A 19,504-nucleotide genomic window follows, 5' to 3' on the forward strand; every position below is an offset into this window, starting at 1 on the left:
CCCTTCCCAAACCCGCATGAATTAGACACCGCAATGCTTACGGTGACAATCGGATGGGATTTTTCGCAATTTGGTTTGTGCCGCCTAACCACACTGGTTAGTCAATTGGTTAGTCGGTCACTAACCGAAAATCGCCAAACCCCACGTATTCCAAGGCATTTTAGGGGTTGACTGGCGGAGGAAGTGGGATTCGAACCCACGGTGAGCTTGCACCCACGCCGGTTTTCAAGACCGGTGCCTTAAACCGCTCGGCCATTCCTCCGTGCCTGATTTCGTTAGATTTTCTGGCTTACGACAGGAGCCGAGGGTGGCTGCTGCTGCCATTTTGCTACCGAAAGGGCGTTCACGCCTTCGCCTTTACCGCGCTCCGGATCGCCACGTCAACTTGCTCAGCAGCATCCGCCTGCATTCCAAGCATGACATGAGGCTGCCGATCGGCGCGCCGACGTGCTGCGATCCCACGGAGGAGGAAAGGCCGTGGGCAGCAAACTCCGGACTCTGAAAACTGGCAAGCTGGGGCAGTTAGTTCGGTAGTCCACTGCCCAGCTGGCGTTGAACCAGGACCAGGGTCGGATCGTCAGGGTAGGCCGTGACGGTGAACCCCATGTCACGTTCGAGCTCGATAGCTGCACGGTTTTCGCGATTCTCGATCGACTCGATTGTATGGAGGCCCAAGCCTTCAGCATATCTGGCTATGTAAGCGAGCAGTTCCCAGCTGACGCCCATATGCTTGCGATCCGCTCTGATGCAAATCGCGACCTCTCCGTGCCGACGAGCCTCATCGCACGCGAGTGTCCCGACCGCGATCAGCATTCCGTCGGTCGAGAACGCAAGAAAATTGTGTATCCGTGCATCATCGGACCGCGTCATTGCCACAAGCCGCTCGTGCGAAACTTCCTTCACTCCGCCGAGAAAGCGAAATCGCAGGTCGTCTGGCGTCACATGGGTGAAGAACTCCGCCAAGGCCGGTTCGTCTTGAGGCCGCGCGCGGCGCACCTCGAATTGAAATCCGGTACGTGTGGTAATCGCGCTATTCGTGGTCATATACGGCCTCTAATCCTCGGTTGTTCGGAAGCACTGCGCTGTCCGTTGGTCATTCGCTCATATCTTGAAGCGCTTCGTGCTTGACGATTTCGATGCTGCGCAGGCTGGTGAGGCGGATAACGCCCTTGTCCTTCAGCCGGGTCAGCACCCGCGACACGGTCTCGATGGTGAGGCCGAGATAATCGCCGATGTCCATGCGCGACATCGGCAGCTCGATCGGCTGCAATCCGCCCTGCCGCTCGGCCATGTCGAGGAGGAAGGCAGCGACGCGTTCGATGGCATTCTGGCGGCCGAGGACCAACAGGTGTTCCTGCGCCCTGGTCAGCCCTTTGAGCGCCAGGGGCAGCACCTGACGCGAGATGTCCGCACCCGTGGCGAAGCGAAAGACGCGGATGCCGGTGGCGTTGATTGCCTCGGCGAAGAAATGGTGCGTGGTATCGGCCTCGAAGCCGAATGTCTCTCCGGCCAGGTGAAAGGCGCTGATCTGGCGACGGCCATCGGCGAGCAGGCGGTAGATGCGGACGGCGCCGAACTCGACCTGGTAGAAGGGCCCGGCCTTCTCGCCCTGGGCATAGATTTCCGCGCCGGCGGGAAAGAAGCTCAGCGGCTGCAGCAGCGCGGGCTCGAAAGCCTCAGGCAGGGTCGGCTGGGGGGACCGTGACGGCAGGGCAATTCTGGAGGTCGTGTAGGTGTGCATGGCTGTTTTCCCGGTTGATCCGCGACACAGCAATCGCGCGAATCCGTGGGTGGCGAAATTCGGTTATGTCCCTACGGGAAACTACCTAATCTGGCCGTCCAGCTTGTTGATTCATATCAAGCGGCCAGGCACTCCGATCGCTAGAATGTTCTTTTGCTCTGGGCGATGGCAACGCGCTTCGAACCCTTGCATCGGAACGGCTGGTGAGCAGCGATGTATTTTCCGCAATTTCTGGTGGGAATGTTTTTTACGTCGGGCGTCGTGGCCCTCTGGGCCTACACGGCAACCGGTTCAATCTGGAGCGCACTCGGCTGGGCGATCGTCGACCTAGTCCTGTTGCAGGTCGGATACTTCGCCTTTGTCATACGCCTGGTTTACAAACGCGCGACGGGTGACGCTACGGCAAACTCGGCGTCTCCCAGCCGTGTTCGGCCATTCCATCACGACAGCACGCTTTTCTAGGGCCAGGCCAAACTGCGTGCCTCATCCGCCGTCCGGCGCGCCTCAAAGCGGGGCGCCGGCTTCGAGCCGTGTGCCGCGATTTCCTCTGACGATTTCTACGGCGTCATCGAGCTTGCCGATCGCGGCTGGCCTGCCGGTCGCTTCAACGAATTCGATTGCGGCACTGACCTTCGGTCCCATGGAGCCAGCGGGAAAATTCCGCCCGGATATCTCCTTGGGCGTCACTCGCTGGAGCGCATGAGCGGTGGTGGTTCCAAAGTCGACATAGACGGCATCGACATCGGTCAGCATCAGCAGCATGTCGGCTTTCAACTGGCGGGCAAGAAGCGAGCTTGCCAGATCCTTGTCGATAACGGCCTCCACGCCGCAAAGGCTGCCATCGTCCCGCGCTACCACGGGAACGCCGCCGCCGCCGGTGCAGATGACGATGACGTCGCGTTCGACAAGGAACGAGATCACGGATGCTTCCAGGATCGCCAGCGGCTTGGGCGAGGGCACGACGCGGCGCCATTTGTCGCCATCGGGTGCGATTTGCCAGCCGCGTTCGGTGGCAAGCTTGCGTGCCGTCGCTTCGTCGTAGACCGGGCCGATCGGCTTCGTCGGATGAGCGAAAGCCGGATCGTGCGGATCCACCTTCACCTGCGTCAGCAGCGTCGCAAACAGCCTTTGCGTGAGGAGATTGCCGAGCTCCTGCTCGATCACATAGCCAATCATGCCGGCGCTCTCGGCGCCGAGCACGTCCAGTGGAAATGTGCCGCCATCCGAGGTCGCCGCCGCCTGCAGGGCCAGAAGCCCCACCTGCGGTCCGTTGCCGTGCGTGATTACGATCGAGTGCCCTTCGCCGACGAGTTCGGCGAGCACCGAGGCGGCGCGCACAATGTTGGCGCGCTGGTTCCCGGCCGTCATCGGCTCTCCACGACGCAGCAGTGCGTTTCCGCCAAGCGCAACGACGATGCGCATCTCAATTGCCGATCGTGGCGACGAGCAAGGCCTTGATGGTGTGCATGCGGTTTTCCGCCTGGTCGAAGACGATCGAGGCAGCCGATTCGAACACCTCGTCGGTGACCTCCATGCAGTCGATCCCGTATTCCTTCGCGACGAAGGCACCTATCTCCGTCTCGGTATCGTGGAACGCCGGCAGGCAATGCATGAACTTCACGTGGGGGTTGCCGGCGGCAGCCATCACCTCGCTGGTGACACGATATGGCTTCAAAAGGCGAATGCGCTCGGCCCAGCCCGATTTGTCCTCGCCCATCGACATCCATACGTCGGTATAGATGAAATCGGCATCCTGGACGCAACTCATCACATCCTCGTCGAGTCGGAAGCGGCCGCCGCTATGTTCCACCAGCTCCCGGACATGGGCGCAGAATTTTTCATCCGGCCATAGGTCCTTTGGCGAGGCAATGCGCATGTCGATGCCGACCTTGGCGGCACCCAGCGCCAGCGACAGCGCGACGTTGTCGCGCCCTTCGCCAACGAATGTGACGGTCATGTCCGAGAGATGCTTGTGCGTGAATTCGCGCATGGTCATGAAATCGGCGAGGATCTGCGTCGGATGCGCTTCGTCGGTGAGGCCGTTGTAGACGGGCACGCCGGCATGCGCGGCGAGCAGTTCGGCCTGGTGCTGGCCAAAGCCGCGATATTCGATCGCGTCGTACATGCGGCCGAGCACGCGGGCGGTATCCTTCATCGATTCCTTGTGGCCGATATGGCTGCCAGTGGGGCCGAAATAGGTGACGTGGGCGCCCTGGTCATAGGCCGCCACTTCGAACCCCGTCCGCGTGCGCGTCGAATCCTTCTCGAAGATCAGCGCGATGTTCTTCCTGACAAGACGCGGCATCTCGTGCCCGGCGAGCTTGGCGGCCTTGAGATCGGCGGCCAGTTTCAGGAGAAATCGGATCTCGTCGGCCGTGAGATCGTCCAGCGTGAGCACGGAGCGACCGTGAAGATTCATCGACATGGGGATTTCCTTTCGGGTCAGATCGGGTCACGGGCAATCGGACAGGTCATGCAGTGCCCGCCGCCGCGACCGCGACTAAGCTCGGCGCCCTCGACCGTTATCACTTCAATTCCCGCGCGGCGCAGAAGCGTGTTGGTGTAGACATTTCGGTCGTAGCCGATGACCACACCGGGCTCGACCGCAACGACATTGTTGCCATCGTCCCATTGCTCGCGCTCGGCCTCGTAGCGGTCGCCGCCCGTGGCGATGATCCGCAGGGACTTCAGCCCAAGTGCTTCCGCCACCACCTCGGTGAACGGTTTTTTCTCATCGGTGACCTCAACCGCCGACTTTCCGTCGCCTGGCCGCAGCGAGAAGGTGCGCAGCCGCTCGACCACTGGCGGATACATGGTCACCAAATCGCGGTCACAGAAAGTGAAGACGGTATCGAGATGCATGAAACTGCGGTCTCGCGGCATCAGCGCGGCAATCACACGCGTGGCTTCGCCGGCTGCGAACAGGCTGCGCGCGAGGTCGCCCACCGCTTGTGGCGTGGTGCGCTCTCCCATGCCGATGAGAACCGTTCCGCCACCAATCGGCATGACATCACCGCCTTCCAGGCTGGTGCCTGTTCCCAAGTCTGGCGAAACAAAGGGGACGCCGCTGTCGCGAAAGCGAGGGTGGAAGCGATAGACGGCTTCGACATTGGCCGCTTCCGGGCGCCTGGCGGGCCAGTACATGGCGTTGACCGAAACCGAAGCGTAAATCCAGCATGAGCTGTCACGGGTGAAAAGCTGATTTGGCAGCGGCGGCAGCACGAAATCCTGGGGGGTTAGCGTCCTTCCGGTCAGCCCTTTGGGCTCGAAAGGAAGCTCCGCCCGGGCAATGCCGCCGACAAGGTAAGACGCCAGTTGCTCCGACGGCATCTCATTGAGCCATCCCCGCATTTCGTCGACCATGTCCAGCCCGACGACGCCGGGATGAACCCGGCGGTCGAGGAGCCAGTCGCGGGCCTTGGCCAGGTTCATTGTCTCTGTCAGCAGTTCCCCGAAGGAATGCACCAGCACACCGCGTTCGCGCAACGCATCGACGAAGACGTCGTGCTCCTGGCGGGCTCGCTTGACCCACAGCACGTCGTCGAACAGCAGCGCCTTGCAGTTCTCCGGCGTCAGCCTGCGCAGGCTGAGATCCGGACGATGGACCATCACCTCGCGCAGACGGCCGACTTCGGAATGGACACCCAGGCTTGTCATCGCGTCAATCCTCTCACAGCGGGCTGACAGCGCCGGTCCACATCTCGTAAACGGCGAGAATGGCGACGGCGACGAGGGCTGCGGCGAGTACCGCTTCGGCAGGATGGAACACGCGCTGATTGGTTTCGCGGCGCGCCCAGATGTAGAAGAGGATGCCGGGCGCATAGAGGATCGCGCACATGAACAGGTATGCAGGACCCGCCGCGTAGACGAGCCACAGCCCGTAGACGGTCGCCAGCAGGCCGGCGAAAAGCGGACCGGCGCGTTGCTCGCCGCTCTCGTAGCTCTCTCCGGTCAGCGCCAGCTTGGCCGCATAGGCTCCTGAAAAGATGTAGGGCACCAGGATCGCGGCCGACGCGATGTAGAACAGCGCCTGGTAGGTGCTTTGCGCGAAAAGTGTGATCACCAGGAATGCCTGGACAAGCAGGTTGGTGATCAAGAGCGAGGTTGACGGCACACCACGGTCGCTTTCGCGGCCAAAGAACTTCGGCATCGTCCCGTCCTTGGCGGCGACATGCGGAATCTCGGCGGCAAGCAGCGTCCAGCTCAGGAAGGCGCCAACCACCGACACGACAAGCGCGATGTTGATGAGAATAGCGCCCCAAGGCCCGACAACCGCCTCCAGCACGCCTGCCATGGACGGGTTCTTAAGCGCGGCGAGTTCAGGCTGGCTGAGGATGCCCAGCGACAGCAGCGACACCAGGGCGTACAGCGCGAGACAAGTGAAGAAGCCGAGGACTGTCGCCGTGGCGATGTCCTTGCGGCGCTCGGCCCGGCTGGAAAATACGCTGGCACCTTCGATGCCGATGAACACCCACAAGGTCACCAGCATCGTGCTCTTCACCTGTGCGGTGATCGAGCCGAGACTGGCGTTGCCCAGACCGGTGAAGTCGAGCGACCAGACCTGCAGTTTGAAGGCGACGGCAACAACGCCGACGAACAGGACGATCGGAGCGATCTTGGCCACAGTGACGATAAGGTTCACGACCGCCGCCTGCCGGATGCCGGCGAGAACCAGGATGTGGATCAGCCACAACAGGATCGATGCGCCGACCACCGCCTGCCAGGTGTTTCCGTCACCGAAGGCCGGAAAGAAATAGGACAGGGCGCTGAATACGATCACCGCGTAGGAGACGTTGCCAACCCAGGCACTGATCCAGTAGCCCCAGGCGCTGTTGAAGCCGATGAAAGGGCCGAAGCCGGCCTTGGCGTAGGCGTAGGGCCCGGCGTCGAGTTCGGGCTTGCGGGTGGCAAGCGATTGATAGACGAAGACCAGCGCCAGCATGCCGACGGCGGTGATGACCCAGCCGATCAGGATGGCAAGAGGCCCGGCGCCGGCAGCCATGTTCTGCGGCAGGCTGAACACCCCGGAGCCGACCATCGAGCCGATCACCAGTGCGGTGAGGGAACCAAGTCGAAGCTTCGTCGATGCCGAGGTAGTGGCTCTAGGGACAGGGATGTTGATTCCAGCCGTGCTCATGATGCGCTCCCAAAATTCGAGACCTTGATGGGAGGTATTGAACAGGAAAAAGGAGCGGGAGCTTTGATGCGGGTCAAATCCGTCCACGGGCGGCAAATGACTGTTTGCGTTGCTGTTCCGATTTCCAGGTCGCGTGGCGTCGCTGGCTGTCGCGATCATGTCGAACAACGGGCAATCGACATGCGCCCGTTGTTCGTTGGGAGGCGAATCGGGGCTGGCGCGTCGACGGATCGTCAGGCGATGTCCGCCGGCTCGGCTTTGCGTTTTCGCCCCGTGACCATGGCCCGGACAAGGTTTTCACGATGTCGAAAGCTTGCCAGCGCGACGCCACCTACATGGAAAAGGACCAGCACGAGCAATCCGTGCGCGGCAAGGCTGTGCGCCGCCTCGACCCACGACACGCCGAAATAGGCGTCCGTTGTCATCAACCATCCGGTCAGCGCCGTCGTAGCCATCGCCGCAATCAGCACGACCACCATTGCGCCGCCGGCCGGGTTATGGCCGATGTAGCGGGCTTCGCGACCGCTCAGCAACGCCAGGAGGTAGCGTAGCACTGTTGCCGGATCACGCACGAATTGCGAGAAGCGCGCATAGGGCGTGCCAAGAACGCCCCACAAGAGCCGCATCGCGACCAGCCCAGCAGCGGCGTAGCCAGCCCAATGGTGAATGTCCTCCGAGGAATGGGAGGTGAGCCAGGCCGTGACGAAGCTCAGCACCAGCGCCCAGTGGAAGCTCCGCACGACCCGGTCCCAGACGCGCACCATCTCCGGCGATGGCTGCGCGTCCGTGGCTACCGAAACGTTCCGATCAATTTTCGCCGGCTTCGGCATTGTCGAGCTTTTCAAGGGTCTCGGCATTGTAGGCCAGGTTCACCTTCTTGCCGGCCTTGTCGACCGCGTAGACTTCGTAACAGCCCTTCTCGACCTTGATCTGGCGAACGGTAAGGCCTTCGCCGGTCAATTGCGCCTCGAGCGTTGCCTTGGGCTTGAACTGTGATTTCGGGGCGGTGCTGCAGCTGCCGCCGGCGGCGAGCGCCGGCCCTGCAATCATGCCGGCGAGAGCGGCGAGGACGAGTGTGCGATACATGATGGCTCCATTCGGGAGGTTGGGCGCGGTGATGCGCCTTGTGGGGTTGGATTTCGATCGGTTCGGTCAGACGGCGATATGACCGTCATTGGTGCGGCATACCCAATTCAACCTGACAACTGGCTGACAGCTCCATCGCCGCCGCCGGTCGGGCTCGCCGGTCCGTTTGATCTGGCGCAAGGACCGCGGGTGACGCCGCGAGCAGGATGACGGGAGGGATGTGGAGCGCTTCTGCTGCCGTCCTGAAGGAGGACTGTCATGAAATCCATATCGAGGAGAGCAGCGCTCGGGCTTGCCGCCGCAATGCTCATGGCCGGCAGTGCCGGCGCTGCCCAGGCTGCCGCTATTGTCCAGGTCTCGCTGTGGGACAAGGGCGCGAGTACGGAGATGCCGATGGGTCTTGCCTATGCAGCGCCAGGACTCGATCTCGCCAAGGCGACCATGGGCATCAAGGTCTTGCCTGGTGCGGTGAAGGCCGGGGAGGTCACATTCAATGTGAAAAACGACTCCAAGGACACCGTTCACGAAATGATCGTGATGTACCTTGCCGATCCCGGCAAGCCGCTTCCTTACGTTGAGGCCGAGAACCGGGTCGACGAAGACAAGGCTGGCGACAAGGGCGAAGTTTCGGAGCTCGATCCCGGCAAATCAGGCACATTGACCGTCGAACTGAAGGCTGGAAAATACCTGCTTATCTGCAACGTGCCAGGTCACTTTGGCGCCGGCATGTGGGCCGAGTTCACCGTCGATCCATAGGCCCTGAACCAGGCAGCCCTTTGGCCCGAGCCCTGCGACTGTCGCAGTTTTCGAAGGACTGCCGGGATCACCCTTCTTGTCGGTGAGCCGACTCACGACGGCAAGGTCAACAGCCAGGCCGAACGCCGCTAGACGGAACGGGCTGTCAGGGCAATGCCCGGCGTTCGCATGGTTGAAGGCCGCATCGCCGTCGCTTGGTTTCGGGTCGCAATCCACTTTCGTTTGTTTCCGGGCAACATGGAGCGCGTCATGAGAGCAATGGTGCTCGAAAGCGTCGGCACTCCCTTGAAACTTCTCGACAGGCCCGATCCTTTGCCTGGCGCGGGCGAGATCAGGCTGAAGGTCGAGGCATGCGCGGTTTGTCGAACCGATCTGCATGTGGTTGACGGTGATCTGCTTCATCCGAAACTGCCGCTCATCCCGGGGCACGAAATCGTCGGCATCATCGATTCGGTTGGCGAGGGCGTCGGCCGTTCCAGGGTCGGGCGCAGAGTTGGCGTGCCTTGGCTCGGGCATACTTGCGGCCATTGTCCCTACTGCGCCGCGGGGAGTGAAAATCTCTGCGACCAGCCAGACTTCACTGGCTATACACGCGATGGCGGCTTCGCCAGCCATGTCATTGCCGACGCGCGATTCGCGTTCGACTTGGACCCCGATGCCGACCCCGTATCGCAAGCGCCGTTGCTTTGCGCTGGCCTGATCGGCTGGCGATGCCTGAAGAAAGCCGGTGACGGCAAGCGGCTCGGGATTTACGGCTTCGGCGCTGCCGCCCATATCGTCGCCCAGATCGCGATCTGGCAAGGTCGTGAGATTTTCGCTGTCACCCGGCCGGGCGACAAGGAAGCACAGGAATTTGCCCGCTCGCTCGGCGCGACCTGGGCGGGCGGTTCGGACGAACTTCCGCCCAGGCAGTTCGACGCCGCGATCATCTTCGCTCCTGTCGGTGACCTGGTGCCGATCGCGCTTCGTGCTGTTCGCAAGGGTGGCCGCGTGGTTTGCGGCGGCATTCACATGAGTGACATCCCGGCGATGCCTTACAAATTGCTCTGGGAAGAGCGTGAACTGGTGTCGGTAGCAAACCTGACGCGCCGCGACGCGGAAGAGTTCTTTCCCATTGCGAAGCGCGCGCAGGTTCGCACGCATACCAAGGTCTATCCGCTGGAACAGGCCAATCAGGCGTTGGACGATCTGAGGGAAGGGAGATTGAGCGGCGCCGCCGTCCTGGTGCCGTGATCGACATTCAACGGGCGTTATCTGGCCCGTTCGCCCAGTCCACGCATTTGCCGGATCCATTTCGCGCGGGTTGCGTCGCTGGCGGCAGCAACCATGCCGAACAGAGTCTCGCGCACCGGACTGATGCCGACAAAATGGAGGATGCTTCGCCGCATGCCGGCGAGGCCATGTCCGAGGAACCATAGCCGGTAAAGAACGGAGGGCATGCCCATCGTCACCACGACGCGCGCCGAGCGGCCACGAAGCAATGTCTTGGTGAAGCCGCCGCCCTTGTCCGGATAGGCAAAGGCAGTTCCCGGTCGCATGACCTGTTCCAGAAATGCCTTGAGCATGGCCGGCATGGTCCCGAGCCACAGTGGAAAGACAAAGACGATGTGCTCGGCCCAGACGATGGCCTCGGCCGCGTCCTTCAGCTCGTCTGGAACCGAACCGTGTTCGAACGCCTGCATTGTCCGCAGCATGGGAAAATCAAGCGTTGCCAGATCGACCCGGCGGACGGAATGCCCTGCCTTTTCCGCGCCCTCGCCATAAGCCTTGGCAAGACCGCGGCAGAGCCGGTCCGGGGACGGGTCGGGATGACCGAGCACAATGAGGATGCGCCGCGGCATGGTTCACGTCCACGGAGCTTGGCCCCGAGGCATCAAGGCCGTTCGACCCGTGCCACCTGGTAGGTATGCATGGCGCCGTTGCGCTCGATCGACACATACTCACCGGTCACGAACCGTTCTTCGCCGAGATGAAAGCCGATCTCGTCGTCACGATCGCCTTCGGCGTAGTCGAAATACCACTGTCCGCCGGGCTTGCGGCGGAGCCGGCCGATCAGATCGTCTTCGCCGGTGCGAAACCGGCGCACGCGGCAGGAGGCCTTATGCGACTTCCATTCCTCGGCATCGATCCGGCCTTCGCCGGTTAGCGGAGCAAGCACGTCATAGCCCTCTTCACGGTCGCCTTCGGGATGGCCTTTCTCGCGGGCGAGCAGCAGCCGGACATTGCGGAATTTCGGGGTAAGGTCCTTCAAGTCAGTCATGGAGAACTCCTTTCATGGAATTCCATAGAACGGTGGCGGACCTTGGCCCTTGATCCGCATCAAAGGAGGCCCGAGAAGCGCGCTTCCATCAAAGGCTGGTCAACAGCATGGCGCAGGTGCCCACGGTCGCGGCAATCAGGGTTGCGCCGGCCAATGGCAACCAGAACCTGACCGGACCGGCGGAGATTGCGAGCAGCAGGCGGCCGACCGCATTTGCTGCCAGCGCCGCCAGCACCGCTTGGCCCACCGTTCCGACAGGGACCGAGTGTTTGACGAGGCGCAACGCGCCGAGCACCGAGACATCGACATCGAACGTGGCTGCAAATGCCGAACTCGCCAGCAAGCCGCGCCCGCCGAATTCAGCGGCCAGCGCGGCACTTGCGGTCGCCACGACAGCAAAGAGCAAGGCGAAGAGGAGCAAGGGGCCAAGTTCGAATGGATTGCGCGCGATCGTGCCGCCTTCGCGGTTCCCGCTGTCGCGAGCCAAAAGCAATGTTCCGCAGGCAGCGAAGGCGAGCGCCGCGGCAATCGCCGGGACGCCGACGGAAGCGAACACGCTTGGCTCGATGATCAGAACCACGACGCAAACGCGCAGCACCGAAACCATTGCTGCCAGCGATGCCGCGCCTGCGAGCGGCAGTGGATTGCTTGCCGATGCGGCGTTGCGGGCGAGCGCCACGGTTACGGCTGTGGAAGAGACCAATGCACCGGCAAGCGAACTGACGAGCAGGCCGCGCTTGGCGCCAAGCACGCGGACAGCGACATAGCCGGCGAACGATATCGAGGCCATCAGCACCGTGAGAAACCAGACCTCCCAAGGATTGAAACCGCCCCAGGGGTCCAACGTTCGGTTCGGCAGCAAGGGCAGCACGATCGCCGTCATCACCGCTAGGATCAGCGCCGATCGCAGTTCGACCCATGTCAGTTGCCGCAACAGGCCGTGCAAGATTTCGCGACTGGCAAGAATTGCTGCCAGTGCCGCCCCACCGGCAGCCGCCGCTCTGTAATCCCCCGCGACGGAAAGCGCGCCAAGTGCGAAGACACCAAGGCCGGCAATCACGCTCGTGACGCTGAAATCCTCGTCATGGGCAGCCTCGCGCGCCTTGTACCAGGCGAAGATCACCGCGAAGGCGATGAACCCGCCGACCAGCACCGATACCGCATTGAGCGCTTCGGCGAGTGCGGCCAGAATCCCGCCGAGCAGGCCGGATATGCCAAAGGTGCGAATGCCGGCCGTGCGGCTGCGATCGGGCGCATCCCGCTCACGCCAGCCGCGCTCCAATCCGACGAGCAGGCCAATGGCCAGGGCAAGTCCGAGCCGGGCGATGAGCGGATCCATGGTGCGACAGCTTTCAGGCGGCGACCGTCGGCAGGCGGTCGCGAACCCACCTGACGATCTGGCTCGCCGACATTGCGCCGGATGCGCGCGCGATTTCGCGCCCACCATGAAAGAGGATCATCGTCGGGATGCCGCGAATGCCGAGCCTTGTCGCCACAGCCTGCTCGTTGTCGGAATTGAGCTTGATCAGGCGAACAAGCGGCTCCAGTTCGTTCGCCGCCGCCTCATATGCCGGCGCCATCATCTTGCACGGACCGCACCATGGTGCCCAGACGTCGACGACAACGGGGACACCGCTGCGCGTGATCTGCCGATCGAATATCGCCGCGTCGACGTCCTGGGGGTGCCCAGAAAACAATCTGGTCCCGCACTTTCCGCATTTGGCCTCCCCGGCATCGCGGTCCGGCGGCAGGCGGTTGACCCCGCCGCATTTGCTGCAAACCACCAGATTCTGCTGTGCCATGGCCATTCCCCGATTTGCGGTCGCCTACTATGCGCGCCCGAGACGTCCATCGCCAAGGGTACGCAGCGCGTTGAGGATAACCGCCACGTCTATCCCCTCCTGAAGCAACGCGCCCGCGACCGGCGTGATCTGCCCCATGGCCGCCGCGACCATCGCTATGGCCGAGAGCGCGAGCCCGACAACGATGCTCTGCAGGGCGATCGCGCGCGTGCGTTGGGCGATCCGCACCGCCTCGGCAACAGGCTGCAGCCGGTCGGCGAGAACAATGACATCCGCCGCCTCGGAGGAGGCCGTCGCCCCGCGCGCGCCCATGGCGATGCCGACCGTCGCGGCGGCGAGGGCGGGCGCATCGTTGATGCCGTCGCCGACCATCATTGTTGGCGCCGTTGCCTTCTCGGCCTCGACCGTCGCGACTTTGTCGGCGGGAACAGCATCGGCGACGATGACATCCAGATCCAGCATGGAAGAAATACGCTTTGCCGCCGCGCCATCATCACCTGTCAGCATGACCATGCGGGTGATGCCGGCCGAGCGCAGATTGGCGAGCGCGTCTTGTGCGTCGGTACGCAGTGCATCGCCGAACGTGAAAACGCCGGCAAGGTGTTTGCCGAGCGTAACGAAAACCCTCAACACCGGTTCGTCCCGATATCGACCTTCACCATTTTTCGCCCAGTTCGGCAGGGGTTTGTCGGCGAGCGCGAAAGCCCGCGATCCCGCCGCGATCGACATGTTCTCGACCCGGCCCTTGATGCCCGCGCCGCGATGTTCGTGGACATCATGTGGATGCGAAAGCACCAGCTGCCGGCCCCGCGCCGCCCGGATGATCGAGTCGGCAAGCACATGGTGCGAGGCCTGCTCCAAGGATGCCAACAGCCGCAGCAGATGGTCGGTGCCGCGGCCGGGCGCCGCTTCGATCTCGATGAGCTCGGCGCCACCGATGGTCAAGGTGCCGGTCTTGTCGAAGATCGCGGTCCGAACCTGCGCAAGGGCCTCCAGCGCGGCTGAGCCTTTCATCAGGATGCCACCGCGCGCGGCGCGCGACACACCGCCAATGAAGGCAACGGGCGCGGCGAGAATGAGCGGGCAGGGCGTTGCGACAACCAGCACGGCAAGCGCCCGGATCGGATCGCCGGAGATGAACCATGCGATGCCGGAAACAAGCAAGGTGGCTGGCAACAGGAACAGGGCGAAGCGGTCGGCCATGCGAATAAAAGGCGCTTTGACGGTCTGCGCCGCCGCGACCATGCGCACGATCGCTGCATACGTGCTCTGCTCCGCCAGGGCGGAAGCCCGCATGCTGAAGGTCTCGCCAGAATTGACGGTGCCGCTGCGTAGCGTCTCGCCAGCGCCGCGCAGCACCGGCAATGGCTCGCCGGAGACCGCTGACTCGTCGAGCGAGGCCGAAGCGTCGAGCAGGATACCGTCGACCGGGAGCAGTTCGCCAGCACGCACCAGGAGAGCGTCACCGACAGCGACCTCTCCGATGGGGATCATTTCGGTTCCATGTGCCGACTTGCGATGCGCGACACGCGGCGACCGGTCGGTGAGTGCCTTGAGGTTCCGCTCGGCGCGGCCGCGGGCAAAATCCTCGAGCACCGTGCCGCCGGCATACATGATCGCGACCACCACAGCGGCCAGCGGCTGGCCAAGCAACAGCGCGGCGGACATCGACACCAGTGCGATTGCATCGACGCCGAAGCGGCCGATCCAGAAATCGCGTAATATCGAGATGGCGAGCGCGGCCACCACTGGCAAGGTCGCGACCGCCCAGATCGTATCTGCCCCAACGGGACCAAGGCCGGTTCGCCAAACTCCGATACCCAAGGCCAGGCCCAATACCGCAATGGCCAGCAACGCGCGTCTGAGGCCGGACTCGTTCATGAGGTCTCTCCCGATCCCGATCGGGCCAATCGGCGCTAGAGTTCGCTGACCATCTCTTCCAGCAGACGTCGCACGTCGTTCGCGATGCCGGCCAGTCCGGGATTGTCGATAGCACCCATCGAGGCCACAGGATCGACTGCCGCGACCTCCACCTTTCCTGGGGAGATCTCCGTGACGATGACATTGCAAGGCAGCATGGTTCCGATCTTGTCCTCGGCCTGAAGCGCACGCCACGCGAAATGCGGATTGCACGCGCCAAGGATCACATAGGGTTTGAAATCGGCGCCGAGCTTGGCCTTCATCACCTGCTGCACATCGATCGACGTCAGGACGCCAAAACCCTTGTTCGCGAGCTTGTTGGTCACATGGTTGATTGCCGTGGCGAACGGCATATCGACGGTCTTGCTGAAATAGTAGCTCATCAGCTCTCCAATCGTGATCGTGGCCGCTCGCACCAACGGCCGCCCCGAACTTATGAGACAGTTAGTCGCGATCCCCTGAGAAAGCTTTGATCCAACGCAATGAACAGGCAAGGTCGATTGGCGACTATCGCCGCGAACTGGAGGCACAGGGGTGACGATCCGAAATCTCGAATTTGCGTTCGCCCCGAAATCGGTTGCCGTCTTTGGCGCATCGGTGCGTGATGGCGCCGTCGGCCGTGTCGTCTTCGACAACATCGTCAACGGAGGCTTCGCGGGCGAGATCTGGCCGGTCAACCAGAAATACTCCGAGGTCGCCGGTCGGCGATGCTATGCCAAGGCGGCCGACCTTCCCGGTGTTCCGGACCTTGGTGTCATCGTCACGCCGCCTGAGACTGTTCCCGCGATCGTGCGCGACCTTGCTGAAAAGGGTACGCGGGCGGCGGTTGTCATCACTGCCGGGCTGACGCGCGAAAACGGCTTGCGCCAGGCGATGCTTGATGCCGCCAAGCCCACTCTTTTCAGGATCATCGGGCCGAACACGGTCGGACTGATGATCCCGCCCGTGAAACTCAACGCCGGATTTGCGCATATGGCCGCCAAGCCCGGCAACATAGCGCTGCTGTCGCAATCCGGCGCCATCGCCACGTCGTTGATCGACTGGGCCGGCAATAACAATGTCGGCTTCTCGCAGATAGTCTCTCTCGGCGACATGGCGGACGTCGACGTGGGAGATTGTCTCGACATGCTGGCGGGCGATATGCACACCCGCGCCATCGTGATGTATCTCGAAACCATTCCCAATCCACGCAAGTTCATGTCGGCGGCGCGCGCGGCCGCGCGCCTCAAGCCGGTGATCGCGATCAAGTCAGGCCGGCACGAGCAATCGGCCAAAGCGGCCGCGACCCACACCGGCGCGCTATCCGGTGCGGATCGTGTCGTCGATGCGGCATTGCTGCGCGCGGGCATCCTGCGCGTCAAAGGTCTGGCCGAATTGTTCGATGCGGTTGAAACGACCGCCCGTTTCGCCCCGCTGGAACGAGCCCGCCTCGGCATTGTCACCAATGGCGGCGGCGCCGGCGTGCTTGCCGTCGATCAACTCATCGACTGCAACGGGGAACTGGCAGAGCTCTCGCCGGAAACGATAGCCCGCCTGGACGCCGTCCTGCCGGCCACCTGGTCCCACGCCAATCCAGTCGACATCATTGGCGACGCTCCGCCCGAGCGCTACCGGGCCGCGGTCGACGCTATCGCGGCCGATGCCGGGACCGATGTTGTCCTGGTCATGAACTGCCCGACAGGGCTCGGCTCGCCGCTCGCCGCGGCAAGCGCCGTGACGACGCTCGCGCGGGACGGCAAGATCGGCGGCAAACCGGTCCTGACCTGCTGGCTTGGCGAACACACAGCGCGAGAAGGGCGACGTGTTCTTCAGGATGCCGGCATTGCCAGCTTCGAGACGCCCGCCGACGCAGCGACCGCCGTCTCCTACCTCAGCGACTGGTCGCGCGCCCAACGGGCCCTGCTGCGCACGCCGTCGAGCCGCGACGAGGACGCCACGAGCGACCGGGAAGCAGTGCTTGCGATATTCAGGCAGGTCGCGAAGGAAGGTCGGCGAATGCTCACCGAGCCTGAAGCCAAGGCGGCGATTTCCGCTTACGGCATTCCAGTACCCGAGACGATCATCGCCAGATCCCCCGCCGAAGCGGAGGCGGCGGCCGGCCGGCTGCTCGGGACGTCCGAGCAAGTCGTCGTCAAGCTGCTGTCAAAGGCGATCTCGCACAAGTCGGACATTGGCGGGGTGGTGCTCGGCATTACCGGTAGCGCTGCAGCCGGGGAAGCCGCGCGCTTAATCGAGGCTCGATTGCGCAAGCACGACCCTCAGGCCGATATCGAGGGCTACGCCGTCCAGCCGATGGTGGTGCGAAAACAGGCGCAGGAACTGATCCTTGGTGTCAGCCGCGACCCGATTTTCGGTCCGGTTCTCCTGTTCGGGGCGGGGGGTGTCGCCGTTGAGGTGATGGACGATACCGCAATCGCGTTGCCGCCGCTCGACGACGTTCTTGCCGGTGACCTGATCGGGCAAACGCGGATCGGCCGCCTGCTCGCCGGTTTCCGCGATCGGAAACCCGCGGATCGGCAGGCGATCGTCGCGGCGCTCAACGGTCTGTCGCAGATGGTCGTAGACTTTCCCTGCCTCGTTTCAATGGACATCAATCCGTTGCTCGCCGACACCGCCGGCGTGATCGCACTGGATGCTCGTATCGAGATCGAACCGGAACGCGTGGAGGAACCAGGGCCGAACCTGGAGCTTGCCATCAGGCCTTACCCGACAGGCTGGACCAGGGACTTTGCGGCAGGCGGCGCGCGCTATCACATCCGGCCGATCAAACCGGCCGACGTCGCGCTCTATCCCGAATTCCTCGCCAGGATTTCACCGGACGATCTGCGCCTGCGTTTCCTGTCGCCACGCAAGAGTTTCTCCGACCAGATGTTGAAGCGGCTTACTCAGCTCGACTACGACCGCAACATGGCTTTCGTCGCTCTGGAGGCGAGCACTGGCGCACTGGCCGGTATCAGCCGGCTGTCCTGCGACCCGGACCACGTTAGCGCCGAATACGCATTGCTGGTGCGGACGGACTTGCAGGGCCATGGCCTTGGTTGGGAATTGCTCCGGCAGATCGTCGATTATGCAAAGGCCGATGGGATCGGTCGGATCGAAGGCATTGTGCTCAGCGAGAACGCGAAAATGCTGGCGATGTGCCGCGAGTTCGGCTTCTCGATAGGGTATCTTCCAGACGAGCCCGGCCTCGTCGAGGCAAGGCTCGAACTCCGTTGAGGTGACCTGCCTGCCGTGCCAGTCAGGAGGCTGTGCGCAGGGTCTTGGAAGTATCGCTCTCGGAAAAGCTTTTCAATTCCGCGACGATGTCGGCGAGCTTTCGATCGGCGTTGATCTTGCGCCAGCCAACCTGCGTGGCATTGCGCTGCAACTGTCGCGAGAGGATGTCGATGGTGGCGTCCGAAGGGCCGCCCTTGCGTTCACTGACCCGTTGCCAAAGCACAAGCGGATCCGCTTCCAGCCAGAATCCGGAGAATGTGATACCCCGGTCGCGCGCCGCCTTCTCGATCCGCTCCCGATCCGCCGGCCTGTCGAAAACGGCATCGGCGACAACCGAGCCGCCCTCGGAAAGGATCAAGCCGGTGCGCCATGCCATTTCACGGTAGACGCGGTCGGAGACCTCCGGCCGATAGGCCCGGTCCGGCAGCCTCGTCTCCGCGGGCACCCCATGCATGGCCTTGCGGATGCGGTCGCTTTCGACAATGCGGGCGCCGGGCGGCGCTCCGACCTGGGCGGCAAGCGCTTCTGCCACTGTCGTCTTGCCGGAACCACTCAAGCCGCCGACGGCAACGAGACACGGCGAGGTTTGCTGGAGAAATGTTCGAGCAAGTTCGAAATAGGATCTCGCCTGGGCAACCAACTTGTCGGAATCGGCACTGCCTTCCTCGACCTGCGTTGCGGTGACGTGGGCGCGCACCGCGGCCCGGACCGCCATGAAGAAGGGCAGCAGGGCAAAGCCATCCTCGTCATCGGCCTCGTCGAGATAGCGGTTCATCACGAGATTGGCGAGTTGGGGAAAGCCCCGATGCCAAAGATCCATCAGCAGAAAGGAAAGATCGTAGAGCACGTCGATGCTGGCGATCTGGTCGTTGAATTCGATGCAATCAAAGAGACGCGGCTCGCCGTCGAAAAGGCAGATGTTGCGCAGGTGCAGATCACCATGGCACCGGCGGATCTTGCCCGCGGCTTCGCGTCGGTCGAGCAATCCGGAATGCCGGGCGAGGGCGATGCGGAAGGCCTCGGCCAAGGTCTTGACCTCTGCCTTCGTGAAAACATGGCTGGTGGCAAAGCCGGCCTCGTTGATGTCGAGCACAGCCGCGATGTTGGACGATCCGCTGCCATCGTGGACTGTCGGTGCGGCACGGTGATATCCCACGATCATGCGTGCGACGGCGGTCATCAGTGCCGGCGTCAATTCTCCGGCGGTTGCCATCCGATCGAGAAGCCTCGACTGATCGAAGCGGACCATCTCGATCGCAGCGTCGACCATCTCGCCGGTGCCATCAAAGGCCAGTTTGCCATCGGCCTCGCGTGTGATGCGACGCACACCCAGATAAAGGCCGGGTGCGGTCCTCGAGTTGAGTTCCACCTCTTTCTCGCAAGCGGCCAGCCTCAGTGCCGGCGTCGAGAAGTCGACATAGGGCAGCTTCACTGCCCGCTTCATCTTGTAGGCGCGTTCGCCAGTCAAAAAAATCCGTGAAATATGGGTCTCGATCGCCTCGACCGGCCCGGTCGCGGCGTATGAGGCAGGATCAAGCAGAAACGCGACGGCCGCTTGCTGGTCATCAACGATCATGGACCGCCTC

19 protein-coding genes and 1 tRNA gene are annotated in these 19,504 nt (G+C 62.9%); 4 read left to right on the plus strand and 16 right to left on the minus strand.

The window, feature by feature from the left end; translation table 11 throughout:
* Nucleotides 1-172 precede the first annotated feature (172 nt).
* The 3 genes from AC56QQ_RS18570 to AC56QQ_RS18580 all read right to left on the minus strand — a co-directional run bounded on the left by AC56QQ_RS18570 (nucleotide 173) and on the right by AC56QQ_RS18580 (nucleotide 1,741).
* Nucleotides 173-262: transfer RNA gene (locus AC56QQ_RS18570), tRNA-Ser, on the minus strand.
* Between the two features lie 260 nt (nucleotides 263-522).
* On the minus strand, nucleotides 523-1,044 hold the full coding sequence (locus AC56QQ_RS18575; protein WP_497122947.1) for a GNAT family N-acetyltransferase: 522 nt from the start codon (nucleotides 1,042-1,044) through the stop codon (nucleotides 523-525).
* Between the two features lie 49 nt (nucleotides 1,045-1,093).
* Nucleotides 1,094-1,741, minus strand: coding sequence for a helix-turn-helix domain-containing protein (locus tag AC56QQ_RS18580; protein WP_497122948.1), 648 nt, complete (start codon nucleotides 1,739-1,741; stop codon nucleotides 1,094-1,096).
* Between the two features lie 213 nt (nucleotides 1,742-1,954).
* Between AC56QQ_RS18580 and AC56QQ_RS18585 the strand changes: the two genes are divergently transcribed.
* A complete protein-coding gene (locus tag AC56QQ_RS18585; protein WP_497122949.1) occupies nucleotides 1,955-2,203 on the plus strand; it encodes an exopolysaccharide production repressor protein in 249 nt (82 codons plus the stop codon).
* Between the two features lie 42 nt (nucleotides 2,204-2,245).
* Here the strand turns inward: AC56QQ_RS18585 and arcC are convergent, their stop codons facing one another.
* The 6 genes from arcC to AC56QQ_RS18615 all read right to left on the minus strand — a co-directional run bounded on the left by arcC (nucleotide 2,246) and on the right by AC56QQ_RS18615 (nucleotide 7,964).
* Nucleotides 2,246-3,163 carry a carbamate kinase gene (gene arcC, locus AC56QQ_RS18590; RefSeq protein WP_497122950.1) on the minus strand — a complete coding sequence of 306 codons (918 nt, stop codon included), beginning with the start codon at nucleotides 3,161-3,163 and terminating at the stop codon, nucleotides 2,246-2,248.
* A 1-nt stretch (nucleotide 3,164) separates the two neighbouring features.
* On the minus strand, nucleotides 3,165-4,166 hold the full coding sequence (argF, locus tag AC56QQ_RS18595) for an ornithine carbamoyltransferase (protein WP_497122951.1): 1,002 nt from the start codon (nucleotides 4,164-4,166) through the stop codon (nucleotides 3,165-3,167).
* A 17-nt stretch (nucleotides 4,167-4,183) separates the two neighbouring features.
* Complete coding sequence (locus tag AC56QQ_RS18600) at nucleotides 4,184-5,398, minus strand: arginine deiminase (RefSeq protein WP_497122952.1); 1,215 nt, start codon at nucleotides 5,396-5,398, stop codon at nucleotides 4,184-4,186.
* Nucleotides 5,399-5,411: 13 nt separating this feature from the next.
* Nucleotides 5,412-6,878 carry an arginine-ornithine antiporter gene (gene arcD, locus AC56QQ_RS18605; RefSeq protein WP_497122954.1) on the minus strand — a complete coding sequence of 489 codons (1,467 nt, stop codon included), beginning with the start codon at nucleotides 6,876-6,878 and terminating at the stop codon, nucleotides 5,412-5,414.
* 233 nt (nucleotides 6,879-7,111) lie between these two features.
* Nucleotides 7,112-7,642, minus strand: a complete 531-nt coding sequence (locus AC56QQ_RS18610) for a cytochrome b/b6 domain-containing protein (protein WP_497129046.1) — start codon at nucleotides 7,640-7,642, stop codon at nucleotides 7,112-7,114.
* Nucleotides 7,643-7,685: 43 nt separating this feature from the next.
* Nucleotides 7,686-7,964, minus strand: a complete 279-nt coding sequence (locus AC56QQ_RS18615) for a PepSY domain-containing protein (RefSeq protein WP_056587822.1) — start codon at nucleotides 7,962-7,964, stop codon at nucleotides 7,686-7,688.
* Between the two features lie 258 nt (nucleotides 7,965-8,222).
* Here AC56QQ_RS18615 and AC56QQ_RS18620 point away from each other — a divergent pair, with 258 nt between their 5' ends.
* Nucleotides 8,223-8,720, plus strand: coding sequence for a sulfocyanin-like copper-binding protein (locus AC56QQ_RS18620; protein ID WP_489861317.1), 498 nt, complete (start codon nucleotides 8,223-8,225; stop codon nucleotides 8,718-8,720).
* A gap of 249 nt (nucleotides 8,721-8,969) precedes the next feature.
* Nucleotides 8,970-9,953: a zinc-dependent alcohol dehydrogenase family protein gene (locus AC56QQ_RS18625; protein WP_497122955.1), complete on the plus strand. Its 984-nt coding sequence runs from the start codon at nucleotides 8,970-8,972 to the stop codon at nucleotides 9,951-9,953.
* 17 nt (nucleotides 9,954-9,970) lie between these two features.
* Here AC56QQ_RS18625 and AC56QQ_RS18630 read toward each other — a convergent pair whose 3' ends face one another.
* The 6 genes from AC56QQ_RS18630 to AC56QQ_RS18655 form a co-directional block, all read right to left on the minus strand.
* A complete protein-coding gene (locus AC56QQ_RS18630; protein WP_497122956.1) occupies nucleotides 9,971-10,561 on the minus strand; it encodes an NAD(P)H-dependent oxidoreductase in 591 nt (196 codons plus the stop codon).
* Between the two features lie 32 nt (nucleotides 10,562-10,593).
* The gene (locus AC56QQ_RS18635) at nucleotides 10,594-10,980 is read right to left on the minus strand and encodes a hypothetical protein (protein ID WP_091586139.1); all 387 of its coding nucleotides are present in this window, start codon (nucleotides 10,978-10,980) and stop codon (nucleotides 10,594-10,596) included.
* Nucleotides 10,981-11,068: 88 nt separating this feature from the next.
* Nucleotides 11,069-12,319: an MgtC/SapB family protein gene (locus AC56QQ_RS18640; protein WP_497122957.1), complete on the minus strand. Its 1,251-nt coding sequence runs from the start codon at nucleotides 12,317-12,319 to the stop codon at nucleotides 11,069-11,071.
* 13 nt (nucleotides 12,320-12,332) lie between these two features.
* Nucleotides 12,333-12,782: a thioredoxin TrxC gene (gene trxC / locus AC56QQ_RS18645; protein WP_489861313.1), complete on the minus strand. Its 450-nt coding sequence runs from the start codon at nucleotides 12,780-12,782 to the stop codon at nucleotides 12,333-12,335.
* Nucleotides 12,783-12,809: 27 nt separating this feature from the next.
* The gene (locus AC56QQ_RS18650) at nucleotides 12,810-14,663 is read right to left on the minus strand and encodes a heavy metal translocating P-type ATPase (RefSeq protein ID WP_489861312.1); all 1,854 of its coding nucleotides are present in this window, start codon (nucleotides 14,661-14,663) and stop codon (nucleotides 12,810-12,812) included.
* 35 nt (nucleotides 14,664-14,698) lie between these two features.
* Nucleotides 14,699-15,085: a DUF302 domain-containing protein gene (locus AC56QQ_RS18655; protein ID WP_489861311.1), complete on the minus strand. Its 387-nt coding sequence runs from the start codon at nucleotides 15,083-15,085 to the stop codon at nucleotides 14,699-14,701.
* Between the two features lie 151 nt (nucleotides 15,086-15,236).
* On the opposite strand from AC56QQ_RS18655, the gene AC56QQ_RS18660 reads away from it, so the two are divergent.
* A complete protein-coding gene (locus tag AC56QQ_RS18660) occupies nucleotides 15,237-17,918 on the plus strand; it encodes a bifunctional acetate--CoA ligase family protein/GNAT family N-acetyltransferase (protein ID WP_497122958.1) in 2,682 nt (893 codons plus the stop codon).
* A gap of 22 nt (nucleotides 17,919-17,940) precedes the next feature.
* On the opposite strand, the gene AC56QQ_RS18665 is transcribed toward AC56QQ_RS18660, so the two are convergent.
* Nucleotides 17,941-19,494, minus strand: coding sequence for a bifunctional aminoglycoside phosphotransferase/ATP-binding protein (locus AC56QQ_RS18665; RefSeq protein ID WP_497122959.1), 1,554 nt, complete (start codon nucleotides 19,492-19,494; stop codon nucleotides 17,941-17,943).
* Between the last annotated feature and the right edge of the window lie 10 nt (nucleotides 19,495-19,504).

The organism is Mesorhizobium sp. RCAM 05099, assembly GCF_059683685.1.

Bases quoted from the DNA above. Each gene is read 5' to 3' on its own strand.
- AC56QQ_RS18630 (WP_497122956.1), bottom strand. From the start codon at position 10,561: ATGCCGCGGCGCATCCTCATTGTGCTCGGTCATCCCGACCCGTCCCCG.
- AC56QQ_RS18655 (WP_489861311.1), bottom strand. From the start codon at position 15,085: ATGAGCTACTATTTCAGCAAGACCGTCGATATGCCGTTCGCCACGGCA.
- argF (WP_497122951.1), bottom strand. From the start codon at position 4,166: ATGTCGATGAATCTTCACGGTCGCTCCGTGCTCACGCTGGACGATCTC.
- AC56QQ_RS18615 (WP_056587822.1), bottom strand. From the start codon at position 7,964: ATGTATCGCACACTCGTCCTCGCCGCTCTCGCCGGCATGATTGCAGGG.
- AC56QQ_RS18650 (WP_489861312.1), bottom strand. From the start codon at position 14,663: ATGAACGAGTCCGGCCTCAGACGCGCGTTGCTGGCCATTGCGGTATTG.
- arcC (WP_497122950.1), bottom strand. From the start codon at position 3,163: ATGCGCATCGTCGTTGCGCTTGGCGGAAACGCACTGCTGCGTCGTGGA.
- AC56QQ_RS18585 (WP_497122949.1), top strand. From the start codon at position 1,955: ATGTATTTTCCGCAATTTCTGGTGGGAATGTTTTTTACGTCGGGCGTC.
- arcD (WP_497122954.1), bottom strand. From the start codon at position 6,878: ATGAGCACGGCTGGAATCAACATCCCTGTCCCTAGAGCCACTACCTCG.
- AC56QQ_RS18600 (WP_497122952.1), bottom strand. From the start codon at position 5,398: ATGACAAGCCTGGGTGTCCATTCCGAAGTCGGCCGTCTGCGCGAGGTG.
- AC56QQ_RS18575 (WP_497122947.1), bottom strand. From the start codon at position 1,044: ATGACCACGAATAGCGCGATTACCACACGTACCGGATTTCAATTCGAG.
- AC56QQ_RS18625 (WP_497122955.1), top strand. From the start codon at position 8,970: ATGAGAGCAATGGTGCTCGAAAGCGTCGGCACTCCCTTGAAACTTCTC.
- AC56QQ_RS18620 (WP_489861317.1), top strand. From the start codon at position 8,223: ATGAAATCCATATCGAGGAGAGCAGCGCTCGGGCTTGCCGCCGCAATG.
- AC56QQ_RS18640 (WP_497122957.1), bottom strand. From the start codon at position 12,319: ATGGATCCGCTCATCGCCCGGCTCGGACTTGCCCTGGCCATTGGCCTG.
- AC56QQ_RS18665 (WP_497122959.1), bottom strand. From the start codon at position 19,494: ATGATCGTTGATGACCAGCAAGCGGCCGTCGCGTTTCTGCTTGATCCT.
- AC56QQ_RS18580 (WP_497122948.1), bottom strand. From the start codon at position 1,741: ATGCACACCTACACGACCTCCAGAATTGCCCTGCCGTCACGGTCCCCC.
- AC56QQ_RS18610 (WP_497129046.1), bottom strand. From the start codon at position 7,642: ATGGTGCGCGTCTGGGACCGGGTCGTGCGGAGCTTCCACTGGGCGCTG.
- trxC (WP_489861313.1), bottom strand. From the start codon at position 12,782: ATGGCACAGCAGAATCTGGTGGTTTGCAGCAAATGCGGCGGGGTCAAC.
- AC56QQ_RS18635 (WP_091586139.1), bottom strand. From the start codon at position 10,980: ATGACTGACTTGAAGGACCTTACCCCGAAATTCCGCAATGTCCGGCTG.